Consider the following 16,573-nt stretch of genomic DNA (forward strand, 5'->3'; position numbering starts at 1 on the left):
CCCTTATTTCACCTTCATTCGCTTCTTTCCTTCACGACATACTTCTAACAGTCTGCACTCCTTACATTGCGGTCGTTGTGCTTTACAATGATAACGTCCAAAGAAAATCATACGATGATGCGTAACCCCCCACTCATCCATCGGTACTTTCTTCATTAACGTTTTTTCTACTTCTAACACAGAATCTTTCCATCTACAAATCGCTAATCGTTTACTCACTCGCTCCACATGTGTATCGACAGCAATTGCAGGAATCCCAAACGCTACGGAAACTACAACATTCGCTGTTTTCCTTCCTACACCGGGTAATTTCGTAAGTTCATCTCGATCGCTCGGTACCTCCCCATTATAGTCATCTAATAACATTCGGCATAATTTTTGAATGTTTTTTGCTTTATTTCTATACAATCCGATAGAGCGTATATCTTGTTGTAATTCTTCTAGAGAAACACTTAAATAATCTTCTGGTGTTTTATATTTTTGAAATAAATTTCTTGTCACTTTATTTACAAGTACATCTGTACATTGTGCAGATAACGCCACCGCGATTACAAGTTCAAATGGATTATCATGAACCAATTCACAATGCGCTTCTGGATACATATCCGCCATTGTGTCTAAACAATAACGGATTTGCGTTTTGTTAAGCATATTTCTCCTCCTATATTACTGCTCCAACCAATTATAAAAAGGCACTTTTCCAGTAAATTTCGTCTCTTGTTTTGACATTTGTTGTGCTCTTTGTTGATTCGCTCTAAATTTTTGACCTTGATTTTGAGCCTGATCTACCGTTTTAATTCCATTCTTTTTCCACTCAAATAAAATACGATCAATATATCGGAAATTTAGTTTCCCACTCATTACAGCTTCTCTAAGAGCTGCCTGAATTAAATTTGGATGATGTTGATCTTGGTCCTCCCACATTCCTAACGTTTCACATTCGAACGGCGAAAGTGGTCTTCCAAATTCTTTTTCAAATACTGTATATAAATTTACTTGCAGCTGTTTTTTTTCTTTTTGCTCTTCCTCTATTGATTCATCCATTAAGAAATGTAATATTTTTTCCCATAACGGTTGTAAAGAATAACTTTCGCACATCATTGCTTCTGATCTTTGTCCACCTTCTAGTGATAAAAAACCTTTTTGAATCAACGCTTGAATTACTTCCATACATTTCATTTCCGTTATCGTCATCCGTTCAGAAATCTCTGAAGGAGTCGGAAACGAATTACCTGATTCTAAAAATGTGTGTACATGAAGTACAACCATAAATTCCGTCTCATTTAAACCTAATTTTTTATAATGCATCATAAGCAATTTTGGAATTGCAATGCTTCCCTGCTCAAACCACTGTAGCATCATTTTCTTTTTCATCACCAAACACCTCGCTCTCTAGTATAACACACCTTTAGCTATTTCTTTTTGCCACAATTCGTCAAAAAAACCTCCCCATCAATAGGGAGGTTTTTTATATTACATGAATGAAATATAAAATTAAGCTTGCACTTTACTTTTCATAAATGTATGGATGCGTTCTAATGCTTTCTCTACTTGTTCAAGAGATGTCGCATATGATAAACGAACATTATTTGGAGCACCAAATCCTGTACCTGGTACAAGAGCCACTTTTTCCTCTTCTAATAGAGCCTTTGCCCAATCATCAACTGTTGCATATCCTGATAAAGCTACAGCTTCTTTTACGTTAGGGAATAAGTAAAATGCACCTTGCGGTTTAATACAAGTAAAGCCAGGGATTTGAATTAATTTATCATAAATGATGTTTAATCTCTCTTCAAAGGCTTGACGCATTGTTTCCACAGGTTCTTGTGAGCCCGCATATGCCGCAATTGCGCCGTATTGAGCGATTGAAGTAGGGTTTGACGTACTATGACTCGCTAAGTTCGTCATCGCTTTAATAAGCTGCTTATTTCCTGCAGCATACCCAATACGCCATCCTGTCATAGAATGAGATTTAGATACACCATTAATAATAAGTGTTTGTTCTTTTAATGCATTAGAAAGCTGGGCAATTGAAGTATATTCTACGCCACCATAAATTAATTTTTCATAAATTTCATCAGAAACGATTAAAATATCATGTTCTAAACATACTTCTCCAAGCTGTTGTAATTCTTCTTTGCTATAAATCATTCCTGTTGGATTGCTCGGTGAATTAATAATAACTGCTTTCGTTTTCTCTGTAATTGCCTCACGCAGCTGCTTTGCTGTAATTTTGTACTCATTGTCTTCTAAACCTTCTACATAAACCGGCTTACCGCCAGCAAGCTTTACTTGCTCTGGATAGCTTACCCAGTAAGGAGTTGGAATGATAACTTCATCTCCCTCATCAAGTAATACTTGGAATAATGTATATAATGCATGCTTTGCGCCATTACATACAATAATTTCAGATGGATCATACGCAATACCTTGATCGCGAGTAAATTTCTTCACAATTTCTTGTTTTAACGATTGTAATCCACCTGTTGGTGTATACTTCGTATGCCCTTCTAACATCGCTTTATGTGCAGCATCCATAATATGCTCTGGTGTATTAAAGTCAGGTTCCCCTGCCCCTAATCCAATTACATCATGACCCTCTGCTTTTAATGCTTGTGCCTTTGCTGTAATTTCTAAAGTTGAAGACGGTGTTAAAGCAGCTACTCGCTTTGCTAATTTCATTTGTAGTTCCCCCTACATCTATTTTTCAATGCTATATCGTCTTAAAAATTTTCCATCTTTAAATTCAAGATAGTAATAACTATAACGATTGTCATCATCAATATATGTAACTTCCCATAGTGGTACATCATTTTCAAAGCCTAATTTCACTTTCATAATCTCTTTCGGCTTACTTTTTGATTCCTTACTTTCATTGCCGACTTGTTCTAATGTTCTTTGTATAGCCTCTTTTTCAGAAATACCTTCGCTCTTTTTCCTTACTACAGTATCCCCTTTTTTCTCCGGCACCCAAACGATAAGTTGTTCTCCCTTTTCATCTGTACCTTGCACGACTATATATGCAGATTTTCCGTTGTAATAATCAACAGATTTCACCTTTGTAAGCTTTGCTTTTTCTTTAGCAATTTCTACAAATTTCGACTCTTTTGGAATTTTCTTCCCCATTGCTTTATTATAAACATACGCCCCATATATTCCGCTAGCAACGATAACAATAATGATTGCAAAGATCCACTTTTTCATTGTATCACTACGTTCTGTAAATCGTAAATACAGCTGTTTCTTTATCTTTTTCGTCTAATGCTAGTCCGAACATGAGGTCCTGCTCTTTTAACGTACGATTCAAACTATCAACAATTTTATACAAATCAGACGAATATTTAATACGCGTCGTTGATAGTACTTCGATTTTCTTCTCCATGAAAAAACTCCTCCGTTACACAAAAATTTCTAATTATAGAAGAACGCAATGCGGTTACAATAAGAGTACATTCTTTACAACCCCTGCTTCATCACCCATCTATTATAGCAGGACATGTACAGCAAAAAAAGGTTTCAAGTCGAAAACCAACACATTTTGTATACAAGAAGTAAGAAAAATAAAATTCCTCCTACCCACATTTTTTACGCCTGAAGTTTATAAATACTTCAGGCGTATTTTTCTTCCATTTTTATTCATTTGATGGTTCTTCTAATTGTACTAATAATTCTTCTAATGGTCCTTCATAAAGAGGTACGTTAGGGATCGATTGTAGAAATCGTTTTCCATAGGAAGAACTCGTCAAACGACGATCTAACACTACTACCGTTCCTGTATCTGTATTCGTTCGAATTAAGCGGCCGAATCCTTGTTTGAAACGTAATATTGCTTGTGGCAGCGCTAATTTAGCGAATACATCCTCACCTTGATTTTTTAGCCACTCACCTTTCGCTTCCATCATCGGCTGATGAGGCGGCGTAAATGGTAGACGGACAATAACAAGACAACTTAAGGCATCTCCTGGAATATCTATCCCTTCCCAGAAACTGCTCGTCCCTAATAAAATTGATTTGTCAAACTCTTGAAACTTTCGAATTAAACGGCTTCGACTTCTATTATTCACACTTTGTGTGAGTAATAAATAACCCTCTAATTCATCATTATTTTTTAAATTCGCATACGCTTCTTTTAACATTTCATACGAAGTGAATAAAACAAGCATTCTGCCCTTTGTGGCTTTCGCTATCTTTGCAATATGTTCCGATACAGATTCAATATATCGCTCATTACTTACTTGCTTAATAAAAGGTACATCCGTTGAAACCATTAATTTCATTTGTTCATCATAACGAAATGGCGATGGAACCTTTAAAGTATTTGGAGCGAAATCATGTAAACCAAGTTCCTCTTTTATATAATCAAACGTATCGTTAACTGTTAGTGTTGCGGATGTAAAAATAACACTCTTTTTTTCTGTTAAAAATTCATCAGCAAATCTTTCACCAATATGAACAGGCTGTGCATATAGAACTGTTGAATGAATCGTCCCTTTCGTTTCAGTCTCCATCCAAGTTACATACGAATTCTTTTCTAATACGAGTAACTGTAATGATTCTGCCATCTTTCTCAGCAACTCAATTAAATGCATAAATTCACCTGTTACAACATGCATCTCCCATTCTAACTTACTTTGCAATATATCCACTTGCTTCTCAAGAGCAGTTACTACCCTTCTTAATTCATATATAAAACGATTTGTTAATTCAACGATACTATCCCACAACTTACCTTTTTCTAGTTCTGCGTTATACCTATAGATGAGCGGCATATTATTCGTTCCTTGTTCTTGCTTTGTTTGTTTAAATATAAAAGTACGTAACATTTGGAAGAGTTCATCCGCATCAAACTTAAGTTCCTTCAAACTATAACTTATCATACGGAAAGTTGAACGAGATGCTTGCTCTGATTTTTTCATCATTTTATATACTTTGGAGAGTACATCTTCTGTTTCTAGCGTCCCAAGACGAGATATAACCAATTGAAAATACATACAAGAGAACTGTTCACCCAATGTTCTACTCGCAGCTTCTTCAATATGGTGAGCTTCATCAAAAATAATATGTTCGCATGAAGCAAACAGCGGTTCTTCACTTGAAAAATCTTGAAATAATAACGCATGATTTGTGATAACGATATCTGCAAATAAAGCTTTATTCTTCGCTCGCTGGTAAAAACAACGACTAAACCAATTACTTTGCATACCGCCTGGACTATACGCATCACTACAAATACGATTCCAAAGTAACTTTCCGCCCTCAGGAATATTTAATTCGTCTTGATCACCCGTTTCAGTTTGCAATAGCCAAACTAAAATCTTCGCCTTCGTAAGTGCCATATCATAATTTTTTTCTTCCTCTTGTAAAGCATACTCAAATTTGTGTAAGCAAAGATAATGCTTTCTTCCTTTAAGAAGAGCTACCTCAAATGAAAATGGCATTATTTTTTGTAATAACGGTATTTCTTTTTCTAATATTTGTTGTTGGAGTTGTACCGTTTGTGTACTTATAATGACAGGTTCTTCTTTTCTCTTTGCAAAATAAAGACTAGGAAGCAAATATGCAAGAGTCTTTCCTGTTCCTGTACCGGCTTCAATTAGTGAAAAACGAGAGTCTCTTAACGCCGTATATATCTCTTTCATCATCAGTTGTTGACTTTCTCTTCTTTCAAACTTTGGCATATGTGATTCCAATTTATCCATCGTTTTATTCAAGAAAGCATCAAACTTTGAGGAACACGTTTCTCCAAGGTTTAAGGAATAGTTCCGCTTTTTCAGCGCAATATTTCGATGTATTTCATACTCCGCTATATCTTCTTTACCATTCATTACTTTCTTTAAAATATTTTCAGAAAGCACATCAGCTATATCACTTTGGAACACATCGCTTAATTCATAAAGCGATTGCAACGTGACAAGTGGTAACTTTTCAATTTCATTTAAAAATTGTAAAAATAATTCCGCTGTTGCAAGAGCATCACTATCCGCACGATGTGGTTGATCATGTTCTAGTTCATGCTTCTTAGCTAAATCACGTAATTTATAACTATCAGCTGTCGGCAAAAGAATTTGAGCCAATTCAACCGTGTCGATTTTAGGACAATGTATTTCTGTATATCCAGCCTGTCTTAATTCTTCATTTAAAAAATTCCAATCAAAGTGAACATTATGCGCAACGAAAGCCGCACCTTGTAATAGCTCAACAATCATCGGGGCTACATCTTGAAATAACGGGGCTTGTTTTACAAGACTTTCATCAATCCCTGTTAATTCTGTAATAAATGGTGGGATCTCTCTCTTTGGGTTAACAAAAGACGAAAAAATCTCCAATATCTCTCCATCTTCTACTACAACAGCTGCAATTTGGGTAATTTTATCCTTCCCATCTTTCCAGGAGTTCCCTGTCGTCTCTAAATCAACAACGACATAACGCTTACTCATATATGTAACACCTCAATTTCTTACCTTTCAAACAACAATAATTTATATAATGTTACTATACCACGTTTTATCTCATCTTAATGAAAAGATGCACAAAAAAGCTATCTCCGCAATGGAGATAGCCTTTCTACTTATAATATCGTACCCGCTTTTTCAGCACCTAACATTTCAATAATTTGATTATTATCGTCTAGTACTGCAATTTTGGGTTCTTGTTTATGAACCTCTTCTTCCGTAACTAGCCCATAACAAATAATAATTACTTTGTCCCCTGGTTGTACAAGCCTTGCCGCAGCACCGTTTAAACAAACAACACCACTACCGCGTTCCCCTTTAATAACGTATGTCTCTAAACGAGCACCATTATTATTATTTACAATTTGGACTTTTTCGTTTTCTACAATATTTACTGCATCCATTAAATCTTCATCAATTGTAATACTACCTACATAATTTAAATTTGCCTCCGTTACAGTTGCACGATGTAACTTTGCTCTCATCATTGTGCGAAACATAGGTGCTCCCCCTTATTTAACCGTTAATGTTATATTGTCAATTAATCTTACATTTTCAAACTTAACTGCAATAGCTAAAATGATTCGTCCTTCGACTTTCTCTACCATTGTTAATGACGGATATGCATATAAATCCGCATAATCTACAGTGCCTTTCGTATGCGTCTCAATATACTCTTTCACAAGATTTGTAATGATTTCCGGATTACGTTCACCTACCTCAATTCTTTCTTTCGCTATACATAGGCTGCGGTATAAATGAAGAGCCTCTTCACGTTCATCTTGTGATAGGTACACGTTACGAGAACTTTTCGCTAATCCATCTTCTTCCCTCACAATATCAACTGGTACGATTGTAACCGGAATATTGAAATCAGTTACAAATCCTTCAATTACTGCAACTTGTTGAGCATCTTTCATACCGAAATAAGCACGCGTTGGCAGCGTAATATTAAATAGTTTCATTAGTACAGTTGCAACACCAGCAAAATGACCAGGTCTTTGTTGACCGCATAATACGTCCGTGCGCTTCACAACTTCTACTGTTGTTGTTTGTTCTGCTGGATACATTTCTTCTACACTCGGATAAAATAAATAATCTACACCGTTTTCTTTTGCTACATTTTCATCTCTATCAATATCACGAGGATATCGATCTAAATCTTCATTTGGGCCAAATTGCAGCGGGTTTACAAATACACTTAAAACTGCAATTTCATTTTCTTCTCTTGCCTTACGTAATAAGGTAGCATGCCCTTCATGTAAATAACCCATCGTTGGAACAAAACCAATACTCTTTCCACTTGCACGAAGTTCGTTTGTAATTTGCTGCATCTCTTGCACTGTAGTTACGATTTTCATTATTGTTTTCCTCCGTATAACGCTAAGCATTCTTCCTCTTTCATTGTGAACGAATGTTTTTCTTCAGGAAATTGCCTTGTCTTTACTTCAGTAACATATTGTGAAATCCCACGCACAATCTCCTCTTGAACAGATGTATATTGCTTCACAAATTTCGGCACACGATTCACGCCGTATGAGATAAGATCATGATAAACAAGCACTTGCCCATCTACTTTTTGCCCTGCACCAATCCCAATTGTCGGTATTGTTAGTTGCTCTGAAATAAGTTCTGCTAACTGCATTGGTACACATTCTAACACAAGCGCTATTGCACCAGCTTCTTCACATTTCTTTGCATCTTCTATTAATTTCTTTGCACTCTCCGCATCTTTTCCTTGCACTTTATATCCACCCAACACTCCTACAGATTGAGGGGTTAAACCTAAATGCGCTACAACAGGAATTCCTGCGTTCGTCAAATATTGAATCGTTGATATAACTTCTCCAGCACCTTCTACCTTCAGTGCATGCGCCCCGCTCTCTTGAACGATGCGGCGTGCATTCACCATCGTTTCTTGTAATGATACGTGATACGACATAAATGGCATATCAGTTACAATAAACGTCTCTTTCGCTCCACGGCGTACAGCTTTCGTATGATGAATCATATCCTCTACTGTTACAGGTACTGTTGAATCGTATCCGAGTACAACCATTCCAAGAGAATCTCCAACTAAAATCATATCAACTTCAGCTTCTTCTGCTAATTTAGCAGATGGATAATCATACGCCGTTAGCATTGTAATCGGCTCACCTTGCTCTTTCATCTTCAAAAAATCTGTTTTTGTTTTCAAAAACTACTCCTCCTTTATGCAGGAGAGAGGAGATGGCCGCAATCATATAAAAAACCCCTCTGGCCATAAAAGGGCAGAAGGGTTGTGTGTTAGTCGGCATTATTCATCCCTCTGTCCCAGTCCGTTATTGGATCAAGGCAGAATCCAAGTTATTATTTTTCGTATTACTTCGAATCATGGTGCAGTTCGCTCTGATACTGCCCACATTCGAACTAATTATAGCAAACTACAAAAGGGAATTACTACATTTTTTTGAAAAAATAATTTTTTATTCTGATTACGGTATATGAAATTTAATAAGAGAGTATATATGCTAGAAAGTGAAACTTTAATCAGCCCGATCCCCACCTAACTTCTTTGCTTCCGCTGAATTTTGAGGTGGAGGTCTTATTGCCCAGTAAATAGCGGGATAAAGTTTTTATAGATAATTCAATCCTGAAAAGATACATGTTTTTTCAACGCATGTTAAAAAATTCCAAGTTAATTTCTTCTGTAATCAATTTAACTGTATAGTATAACTCTTAAACTAATGATGCAGGTTAATTGAGGAAAAGTACTTAACAAAGGAGAATTGCAGATGTCTATGAACAGGTGGTTATTTCGATTCAGCAGTTTGCTTGTAATGATTGTATGGTGGATGTCTTTAGGATCCTTTCATGTATTTGCCTCAGTTAATGTCGTAACACAACCCACCGATGTAACGAACGTGATTGAGGTTGAACTAAATGATGATTACTTTAATCCAAATGTCATCACGATTCCGCTTGAAGGATCAACAACATTACTATTGAAAAATAAAGGTAAAAACGAGCACACCTTTACAGTGAAAAAACTCGGCATTGACGTCGTAGTTGAGTCAGGAAAAGAAAAGAATATTACCGTGAAACCTAAAAATACTGGTACATATGAATTAATATGTCGATACCATCTCCTTAAAGGAATGGAAGGCAAAGTAATCGTCAAATAACATGCCAGGCCAACTAGACGGAAGATATCTTGAAATGAACTTTAAATATGAAAAGGATTTATTATCATGTTACAAATTTAACTCAAAAATATTGAAATAAAAAGAAGTTCCAAAAGAGGAACTTCTTTTACTTAATTTCGATATCTGCAGAATGAATATGATGTACTTTCCCCTCATGATCCTCCAGAAGTAATACACCATCCTCTGTGATTCCTTTTGCTAACCCCGTAATCGTCTCTCTCATCGTTCGAGCGGTAATTTCTTTCCCGATGCTCACAGCGTAACTTTCCCAAAGAATTTTAATGACAGAGAAACCATTTTGTAAATACTCTTCATATAATTTTTCTAGTTGTAAATAGATTTGTTGCATAAGTTCTGCACGAACAATCGGCTTACCTGATTCAATCGCTAATGAAGTAGCAATGTGCTGAATTTCTTCATCAAAATGTTCTTGCTTTTGATTCGCATTAATACCGATGCCCATAATGACAGCATTAATTTTATCAGGATCCGCTTGCATTTCTGTTAATATACCTACAGCCTTTTTACCTTGAATTAAAATGTCATTTGGCCATTTTATTCCCACGTCTACACCTGTACATTTTTCAATTGCCTGTGCAACACTAACAGCCGCTAACAAAGTAAGTTGCGGTGCATGATGAACTGGAATCGATGGGCGTAAAATAATACTCATCCAAATTCCTGTTCCTTTTGGTGAATGCCATTTTCTGCTTAAACGACCTCTTCCCGCTGTTTGTTCTTCTGCTACAACGATAGTTCCTTCTTCTGCACCTTCATAAGCAAGTTTTGCTGCAATGTGCTGCGTTGATTCAACAGTTTCTTCAAAATACACTGTTCTACCAATTCGCTTCGTTTGTAGCCCTAACTGAATTTCATTAGCAGTCACTTTGTCTGGCTTACTTGCAATTCGGTAACCTAATCGGCGCACAGCTTCAAGTCCATATCCCTCACTCCGGAGATCTTCCATATGTTTCCACACAGCAGTTCTTGAACAACCAAGTTTATCACTAATCGTTTGGCCGGATACAAACTCGCCATCCGCTTCAGAAAAAACTTGTAATAACTGCTTTCTTATAGTAGATTGCATCCTTGCAGCCACTCCCTTATACGCTCTTTCTCATTAACTACGTTTCCTTTTACAATTGCTTCCTCGATTTTCTGAAGCATGTCAGCAACCCACGGACCAGGCTTTTTGTTTGCCCAGTTTAATAAATCATTACCAGTCACATTCATTTCTTGACGACCCTGGATTGGCAATGCATGAAACATTGATTGTACTCGTTTAACAGATGTAGGATTATAGCTTTCAATCATCGCTTCATATACTCTCTCTGCCATTTCAGCGATATAAATTCCCGTTTTATAAAGAAGGACTGTATCCCAATCCTTCTCCTTTCTAGTACGGATTGCCAATAAAACTGCAACAATATCTTTTATTTTTTTATTCGAAAACTTCCATTGACGTAAAAAGACAGATGGATGTTCTTCTCCGATACAATATAAGAAAAATGCCCACGCCTCAATATCCGTTTCGAAAGAATCCCATTTATACTGCGTAGCTTTTAACAGTCTCTCTTCTGACATTTGTAAATATGGCAAATGAGAAAATAGCTTCGTCTCTACTAATTCTTTGAGACCTTTCACACAATATGTACCAGTTAACAATTTCTCAAACTCTACTGTAATGCGCTCAATTGCTATATGTTCTAGCAAATGTCCATACGTTTCAATCGCTTGCTTCGTTTTCGTTTCTAATGAAAAACCTAACGCGCTTACAAACCGAATACCACGCATCATTCGCAGGGCATCTTCTTGAAAACGATCCGCAGCATTTCCAACTGTCACAATTTCTCTCTGTTGAATGGCTTCCTGTCCAGCAAATAAATCAACCATTTCGCCTTCTTCTGTCATAGCAATTGCATTCATCGTGAAATCACGACGTTTTAAATCCTCTTCTAATGAACGAACAAATTGAACACTACTAGGTCTTCGAAAATCTTCATATTCGCTTTCTGTTCGAAAAGTAGTTACCTCATAAGGCTCACCATTTTCTAAAACAATTACAGTTCCATGCTCAAGACCAACAGGAACATTTCTTGGGAATATAGCCATCACTTCTTCTGGTAAAGCAGATGTCGCAATATCAATATCTCCAATCGGCCTATCGATAATAAGATCTCGTACGCTCCCACCAACAAAGTAAGCCTCATGTCCTTGTTGTTTTAATGTCTCAATAATAGAACTAGCTTTTTTAAATCTTTCCATTTTTGTCATCCCTTAGTACGTCATAGTAAATCGTTTCATATTGTGAAACAATTTTTTCTGAGCGAAATTGCTCATAAACACTTTCTCTTGCTCGTTCTCCCATATTACGGTGAAGTTCCTCGTCCTTTAATAGCTGAGTAGCTTGATTTGCCACTCCTGTTGTATCGCCAACTTCACATAAATATCCTGTTTCCCCGTGTTGAATAACCTCTGGAATACCTCCAACCCGTGTTCCGATACAAGGTACACCACACGCCATTGCTTCTAATAAAACAAGACCAAAACTTTCCTTCTCTGATAGAAGCAACATTAAATCACTCATCGCAAGTAGTTCTGCAACATTATCTTGCTTCCCTAGGAATAAAACACGATCTTCAATATGTAAATTCTTCACTATCTGTAAAATCGTACAGAATTCTGGTCCGTCTCCAACAAGAAGCAACTTCGCATCTACTTCTTTAACAATTTTAGCAAATGCCTCAACAACATCCTGCACACGTTTCACTTTACGGAAATTCGAAATATGAATAAGTACTTTTTCACTCTCACTTATACCGTATTCTTTCTTTAATTGAGACATATTACGTTTGAAATATACACGTTCGTCTATAAAGTTATATACCGTTTGAATTTCTTTACTTGGTTTTACAAGCTCATGCGTTTCGTTAATTAATGAATGCGAGACAGCAGTAACAACATCCGATTGCTCAATACCAAAACGAATTAAATTATTTAACGAAGGGTCGGAACCTAACACAGTAATATCTGTTCCATGCAAGGTTGTAACAATTTTAATACGCTCTCCGATCATTTGTTTTGCTAAATATGCACAAATTGCATGTGGTATTGCGTAATGCACATGTAAAATGTCTAAGTTTTCTCTTTGTGCAACCTCTGCCATTTTACTTGCTAACGCTAAATCGTATGGTGGATATTGAAATACAGAGTACTGGCTTACCGTCACTTCATGAAAATATATGTTTGGATATACTTTATTTAACCGGAATGGTAAACCCGATGTAATAAAGTGAATTTCATGCCCGCGTTCCGCCAATTGCTTTCCTAATTCTGTTCCAACAACTCCAGAACCACCTACAGAAGGATAACATGTAATACCTATTTTTAATTTCATTTACATCCCCCTAATAAATCAGCATGTAATAAAACCGGTTTCTTACTCATAAATCCCTCGGCATACAAGACTCCAACTTCTTTTCCAAACATCTTCTCACGAGCAATCACAGTTTCAACGTATCCTTCTGTTAACGGTGTCTTAACACCATCACTTCCTGTTGAAAATTGACTTTCATATGCTTCTAATGCTTCCACCTTTATAGAGAGGTACTCACTTATATCTATACAAAAATTCGGTTTATGAAAACCATTAATCATATAATTATAAAAAGACTCCACACGATGTGGTGAAAGTTCCGGCATATATTTACGGATTCCTGCTGAAAAAATAGCCTCTTCCACAAGCTTTGCACAATTTGCATGATCTGGATGACGATCTTCATAGTATGGCGCAAAAACTAGTTTTGGTTTATATGTACGGATCACCTTGACAATTTCACGTATATACTCTTCTTTCATATACAAACCACGGTCTGGCATCGCTAAATTCAGCCTCGTTTTTACTCCCATTATACGAGCTGCGACCTCTGCTTCTTCTTTTCTCAACTCTATCGTTCCATTGGAAGAAAGATCAGCTTCTGTTAAATCACAAATACCTACTTCATACCCTTGCTTTGTATATTTAGCGATGGTACCAGCCATGCCGATTTCAACATCATCGGCATGAGCACCAAACGCTAATATATGTAATCCACTCATAATTGTTCCCCTCATTTTCTTAACTTACGATAATCTAAATCTCCTCGCTCTAATGCGTGCATCAACATTTCAGCACTTGCCATATTCGTTGCAAGTGGAATCGCATATACATCACATAAACGAAGCAATGCATTCACATCCGGTTCATGCGGCTGTGCTGTTAATGGATCGCGGAAGAAAATCACCATATCTAAATCGTTTTTTGCAATCATTGCACCAATTTCTTGATCTCCACCAAGAGGGCCAGATTGATATCTTGTTACAACTAATCCAGTCGCTTCCATAATACGAAGCCCTGTCGTTCCTGTTGCAAATAATTCATGTTGCTCAAAAATTGGTTTATATGCGTATGCAAACGAAACCATATCATTTTTCTTTTTGTCATGTGCGATTAAGGCAATTTTCATCCGTTGTCTCCCCTTTAGTCGATAATATTTTCTAAACCGTACACAAGATGATCAAGGTTCATTACTGTCTCAATTGATAGTTTTACACCTGACATAAATGATGCACGATTGAATGAATCATGACGAACTGTTAACATTTGTCCATCTCCACCAAACATTACTTCTTGGTGTGCAATAAGCCCTGGCAAACGTACACTATGAATGTGAATACCGTCTACATTTGCACCACGTGCACCTGCTAGTTGCTCTACTTCATTTGGATGACCTTGCTGCTTTGATTCACGATTTTGACGAATTAATTCTACCGTTTTTACAGCTGTACCAGATGGTGCGTCTAATTTTTGATCATGATGTAATTCAATTACCTCAACATCTTGGAAATATTTCGCTGCCATTTGTGAGAATTTCATCATAAGAACTGCACCAATTGCAAAGTTTGGAGCAATAATTGTTCCTACTGCTTTTTCTTTTGCATTCTCTGTTAAACGTGCCAATTCTTCTTCTGTAAATCCAGTTGTACCAATAACAGAACGAAGTCCACGCTCAACTGCAAGTGTAACGTGTTGTTTCCCAACTTCTGGTGTTGTTAAATCTAACAACACATCTGCTTCTACTTCATCTAAACAAGTATGTAAATCAGCGTAAATCGGTGCATGTAATGCTGGCATGCCAGGTAAATCAGAAATCTTCTCACCACCATGCTTATAATCCACTGCTGCTACTAAATTAAAATGTTCCGTTCTTTCCATAAGAAGGACTGCTTCATGTCCCATACGTCCTCTTGGTCCGGCGATAATTACTTTAATTTCTTTCATTATTCTTTCTCTCCCTCATCAATACGTGTCCAGCGATCTTTATCACGTGTATTAAATTTATTCATTACAATGTTATGTGCTGTCTCTAAATCAATATTTAAACTATTTGCCATACAAATCATAACAAATAATACATCTCCAAGCTCTTCTTCAATACTTCTTTCTTTTTCAGTTGTTTTCTTCGGTTTCTCACCATAATAATGATTTACCTCTCTCGCAAGCTCTCCCATTTCTTCCGTTAAACGAGCCATCATTGCAAGCGGACTGAAATAACCTTCTTTAAACTGACCAATATATGCATCTACTTCTTTCTGCATATCTTTCATCGTTTTTGCTTCCATACTATTCACCTCTAATCCTTCCTCTTTCATGTTAGCCAATTCATCGCGATTTGACAAATATTATTCCCCGCCAAACACCTATTTGCGACCCTTTTTTGGATAGACTATAATAAAGTGAAACTTTCTTTTGCGCTTTTTGCAAAAGATTAGTTGAACCAATCGGGTTCCAACGGCTGGTTCGCCTTTCTTCAGAGCTTTATCTCCTACCAGCCGTTGGAACTGGGTAAAGTGAAACTTTCTTTTGCGCTTTTTGCAAAAGATTAGCCCATACTAATCGAGTTCTTACTATTTTCACTAGCAACTAGAAATTACTTATTATTATGTTTTACCGTTTCAGCGGAGCAATGTAATCATTACATAATTAGGGGGATTTCTATATGACATCAAAATTGAAGATGCGAAATATTATTTTTATTTTAATCGGTTCCGCTATATTTTCTTTCGGTATTGTCAATATCAATATTGAAAACCACCTTGCAGAAGGTGGGTTTACTGGTATTACACTATTATTGTATTTTTTATTTAAGTTTGATCCTTCCTACTCAAACTTAATTTTAAATATCCCTATATTTTTTATTGGTTGGAGGTTACTTGGCAGAACGACATTTTTATATACATTAATCGGCACATTTAGCGTATCTTTATTTCTATGGATTTTCCAGCGTTACGAAGTGCTCAACTTACATTTAAACTTGCAAAATGATATGACACTCGCAGCTTTATTCGCCGGGGCATTTATCGGTATCGGCCTTGGGATAATATTTAAATATGGCGGGACTACTGGCGGTGTAGATATTATCGCACGACTAGCCCACAAATATGTTGGCTGGAGTATGGGTAAAACGATGTTTATGTTCGATGCTGTCGTTATCGTCGTCTCTATTCTTACCTATTTATCATACCGCGAGGGTATGTATACGTTAGTTGCTGTTTTTATCGGGGCTAAAGTCATTGATTTTATGCAAGAAGGAGCCTATGCCGCCAAAGGAGCGACTATTATCTCAGAGAAAAACGATGAAATTGCTGCCAAAATTTTATCTGAAATGGAGCGCGGAGCAACCTTTTTAAAGGCTGTTGGATCGTATACAAAAATGGAACGTAACGTACTGTATTGCGTTGTTGCTAAAAATGAAATCGTGAAATTAAAGAATATTATTACTTCAGTAGATCCTCATGCATTTGTCGCTGTAAGTGATGTACATGATGTAGTTGGTGAAGGATTTACGTTAGATGAAAATAAAAACCCTTTACATAATTAAATGTAACTAGAAAAGC

At 36.6% G+C, this 16,573-nt stretch carries 18 protein-coding genes; 2 read left to right on the plus strand and 16 right to left on the minus strand.

Going from position 1 to position 16,573, the window contains the following annotated elements; genetic code table 11:
• Nucleotides 1–3: 3 nt before the first annotated feature.
• The 9 genes from nth to panB all read right to left on the minus strand — a co-directional run bounded on the left by nth (nt 4) and on the right by panB (nt 8,649).
• Entirely contained in the window at nt 4–651 is a 648-nt protein-coding gene (gene nth, locus BUA87_RS09845; protein WP_072939583.1) for an endonuclease III, read from the minus strand.
• 15 nt (nt 652–666) lie between these two features.
• Nucleotides 667–1,374: a DNA replication protein DnaD gene (dnaD, locus tag BUA87_RS09850; protein WP_072939586.1), complete on the minus strand. Its 708-nt coding sequence runs from the start codon at nt 1,372–1,374 to the stop codon at nt 667–669.
• Nucleotides 1,375–1,494: 120 nt separating this feature from the next.
• On the minus strand, nt 1,495–2,682 hold the full coding sequence (gene aspB, locus BUA87_RS09855; protein ID WP_000761571.1) for an aspartate transaminase AspB: 1,188 nt from the start codon (nt 2,680–2,682) through the stop codon (nt 1,495–1,497).
• Between the two features lie 18 nt (nt 2,683–2,700).
• Entirely contained in the window at nt 2,701–3,204 is a 504-nt protein-coding gene (locus tag BUA87_RS09860; RefSeq protein ID WP_000758740.1) for a cell wall elongation regulator TseB-like domain-containing protein, read from the minus strand.
• A gap of 7 nt (nt 3,205–3,211) precedes the next feature.
• The gene (locus BUA87_RS09865) at nt 3,212–3,382 is read right to left on the minus strand and encodes a YpmA family protein (protein ID WP_000412179.1); all 171 of its coding nucleotides are present in this window, start codon (nt 3,380–3,382) and stop codon (nt 3,212–3,214) included.
• A 250-nt stretch (nt 3,383–3,632) separates the two neighbouring features.
• Nucleotides 3,633–6,437, minus strand: coding sequence for an ATP-dependent DNA helicase DinG (dinG, locus tag BUA87_RS09870; protein WP_000044967.1), 2,805 nt, complete (start codon nt 6,435–6,437; stop codon nt 3,633–3,635).
• Nucleotides 6,438–6,568: 131 nt separating this feature from the next.
• Complete coding sequence (gene panD / locus BUA87_RS09875; RefSeq protein WP_000490186.1) at nt 6,569–6,952, minus strand: aspartate 1-decarboxylase; 384 nt, start codon at nt 6,950–6,952, stop codon at nt 6,569–6,571.
• A gap of 12 nt (nt 6,953–6,964) precedes the next feature.
• Complete coding sequence (gene panC, locus BUA87_RS09880; RefSeq protein WP_072939589.1) at nt 6,965–7,813, minus strand: pantoate--beta-alanine ligase; 849 nt, start codon at nt 7,811–7,813, stop codon at nt 6,965–6,967.
• Nucleotides 7,813–8,649: a 3-methyl-2-oxobutanoate hydroxymethyltransferase gene (gene panB, locus BUA87_RS09885; RefSeq protein WP_000851108.1), complete on the minus strand. Its 837-nt coding sequence runs from the start codon at nt 8,647–8,649 to the stop codon at nt 7,813–7,815. Before panB ends, panC begins: the two co-directional genes overlap by 1 nt.
• Nucleotides 8,650–9,226: 577 nt before the next feature.
• On the opposite strand from panB, the gene BUA87_RS09890 reads away from it, so the two are divergent.
• The gene (locus BUA87_RS09890) at nt 9,227–9,616 is read left to right on the plus strand and encodes a cupredoxin domain-containing protein (RefSeq protein WP_000062382.1); all 390 of its coding nucleotides are present in this window, start codon (nt 9,227–9,229) and stop codon (nt 9,614–9,616) included.
• A 127-nt stretch (nt 9,617–9,743) separates the two neighbouring features.
• Here the strand turns inward: BUA87_RS09890 and BUA87_RS09895 are convergent, their stop codons facing one another.
• Genes BUA87_RS09895 through BUA87_RS09925 form a run of 7 tightly spaced genes read right to left on the minus strand, consistent with a single transcriptional unit; the run spans nt 9,744 to nt 15,298 of the window.
• A complete protein-coding gene (locus BUA87_RS09895) occupies nt 9,744–10,724 on the minus strand; it encodes a biotin--[acetyl-CoA-carboxylase] ligase (RefSeq protein ID WP_072939593.1) in 981 nt (326 codons plus the stop codon).
• Complete coding sequence (locus BUA87_RS09900; protein WP_000439312.1) at nt 10,709–11,902, minus strand: CCA tRNA nucleotidyltransferase; 1,194 nt, start codon at nt 11,900–11,902, stop codon at nt 10,709–10,711. The genes BUA87_RS09895 and BUA87_RS09900 overlap by 16 nt, the downstream gene beginning before the upstream one ends.
• Nucleotides 11,889–13,034 carry an N-acetyl-alpha-D-glucosaminyl L-malate synthase BshA gene (bshA, locus tag BUA87_RS09905; protein WP_000768317.1) on the minus strand — a complete coding sequence of 382 codons (1,146 nt, stop codon included), beginning with the start codon at nt 13,032–13,034 and terminating at the stop codon, nt 11,889–11,891. Before bshA ends, BUA87_RS09900 begins: the two co-directional genes overlap by 14 nt.
• The gene (gene bshB1 / locus BUA87_RS09910; RefSeq protein WP_000015660.1) at nt 13,031–13,735 is read right to left on the minus strand and encodes a bacillithiol biosynthesis deacetylase BshB1; all 705 of its coding nucleotides are present in this window, start codon (nt 13,733–13,735) and stop codon (nt 13,031–13,033) included. The genes bshA and bshB1 overlap by 4 nt, the downstream gene beginning before the upstream one ends.
• 11 nt (nt 13,736–13,746) lie before the next feature.
• Nucleotides 13,747–14,142 carry a methylglyoxal synthase gene (gene mgsA, locus BUA87_RS09915; protein ID WP_000684765.1) on the minus strand — a complete coding sequence of 132 codons (396 nt, stop codon included), beginning with the start codon at nt 14,140–14,142 and terminating at the stop codon, nt 13,747–13,749.
• A 14-nt stretch (nt 14,143–14,156) separates the two neighbouring features.
• A complete protein-coding gene (gene dapB, locus BUA87_RS09920; protein WP_000658810.1) occupies nt 14,157–14,957 on the minus strand; it encodes a dihydrodipicolinate reductase in 801 nt (266 codons plus the stop codon).
• Entirely contained in the window at nt 14,957–15,298 is a 342-nt protein-coding gene (locus BUA87_RS09925; protein WP_002108639.1) for a nucleotide pyrophosphohydrolase, read from the minus strand. Before BUA87_RS09925 ends, dapB begins: the two co-directional genes overlap by 1 nt.
• 377 nt (nt 15,299–15,675) lie before the next feature.
• Here BUA87_RS09925 and BUA87_RS09935 point away from each other — a divergent pair, with 377 nt between their 5' ends.
• Entirely contained in the window at nt 15,676–16,557 is an 882-nt protein-coding gene (locus tag BUA87_RS09935; RefSeq protein WP_000202120.1) for a YitT family protein, read from the plus strand.
• Nucleotides 16,558–16,573 lie beyond the last annotated feature (16 nt).

The sequence above is a fragment of the Bacillus sp. bc15 genome (genome assembly GCF_900142585.1).
GTDB classification, from domain to species: domain Bacteria; phylum Bacillota; class Bacilli; order Bacillales; family Bacillaceae_G; genus Bacillus_A; species Bacillus_A cereus.

Bases quoted from the DNA above. Each gene is read 5' to 3' on its own strand.
- dnaD (WP_072939586.1), bottom strand. From the start codon at position 1,374: ATGAAAAAGAAAATGATGCTACAGTGGTTTGAGCAGGGAAGCATTGCA.
- mgsA (WP_000684765.1), bottom strand. From the start codon at position 14,142: ATGAAAATTGCCTTAATCGCACATGACAAAAAGAAAAATGATATGGTT.
- dapB (WP_000658810.1), bottom strand. From the start codon at position 14,957: ATGAAAGAAATTAAAGTAATTATCGCCGGACCAAGAGGACGTATGGGA.
- BUA87_RS09935 (WP_000202120.1), top strand. From the start codon at position 15,676: ATGACATCAAAATTGAAGATGCGAAATATTATTTTTATTTTAATCGGT.
- BUA87_RS09925 (WP_002108639.1), bottom strand. From the start codon at position 15,298: ATGGAAGCAAAAACGATGAAAGATATGCAGAAAGAAGTAGATGCATAT.
- panC (WP_072939589.1), bottom strand. From the start codon at position 7,813: ATGAAAATCGTAACTACAGTGCAAGAGATGCAGCAAATTACAAACGAA.
- BUA87_RS09890 (WP_000062382.1), top strand. From the start codon at position 9,227: ATGTCTATGAACAGGTGGTTATTTCGATTCAGCAGTTTGCTTGTAATG.
- BUA87_RS09900 (WP_000439312.1), bottom strand. From the start codon at position 11,902: ATGGAAAGATTTAAAAAAGCTAGTTCTATTATTGAGACATTAAAACAA.
- nth (WP_072939583.1), bottom strand. From the start codon at position 651: ATGCTTAACAAAACGCAAATCCGTTATTGTTTAGACACAATGGCGGAT.
- BUA87_RS09895 (WP_072939593.1), bottom strand. From the start codon at position 10,724: ATGCAATCTACTATAAGAAAGCAGTTATTACAAGTTTTTTCTGAAGCG.
- bshB1 (WP_000015660.1), bottom strand. From the start codon at position 13,735: ATGAGTGGATTACATATATTAGCGTTTGGTGCTCATGCCGATGATGTT.
- BUA87_RS09860 (WP_000758740.1), bottom strand. From the start codon at position 3,204: ATGAAAAAGTGGATCTTTGCAATCATTATTGTTATCGTTGCTAGCGGA.
- panD (WP_000490186.1), bottom strand. From the start codon at position 6,952: ATGTTTCGCACAATGATGAGAGCAAAGTTACATCGTGCAACTGTAACG.
- bshA (WP_000768317.1), bottom strand. From the start codon at position 13,034: ATGAAATTAAAAATAGGTATTACATGTTATCCTTCTGTAGGTGGTTCT.
- aspB (WP_000761571.1), bottom strand. From the start codon at position 2,682: ATGAAATTAGCAAAGCGAGTAGCTGCTTTAACACCGTCTTCAACTTTA.
- BUA87_RS09865 (WP_000412179.1), bottom strand. From the start codon at position 3,382: ATGGAGAAGAAAATCGAAGTACTATCAACGACGCGTATTAAATATTCG.
- dinG (WP_000044967.1), bottom strand. From the start codon at position 6,437: ATGAGTAAGCGTTATGTCGTTGTTGATTTAGAGACGACAGGGAACTCC.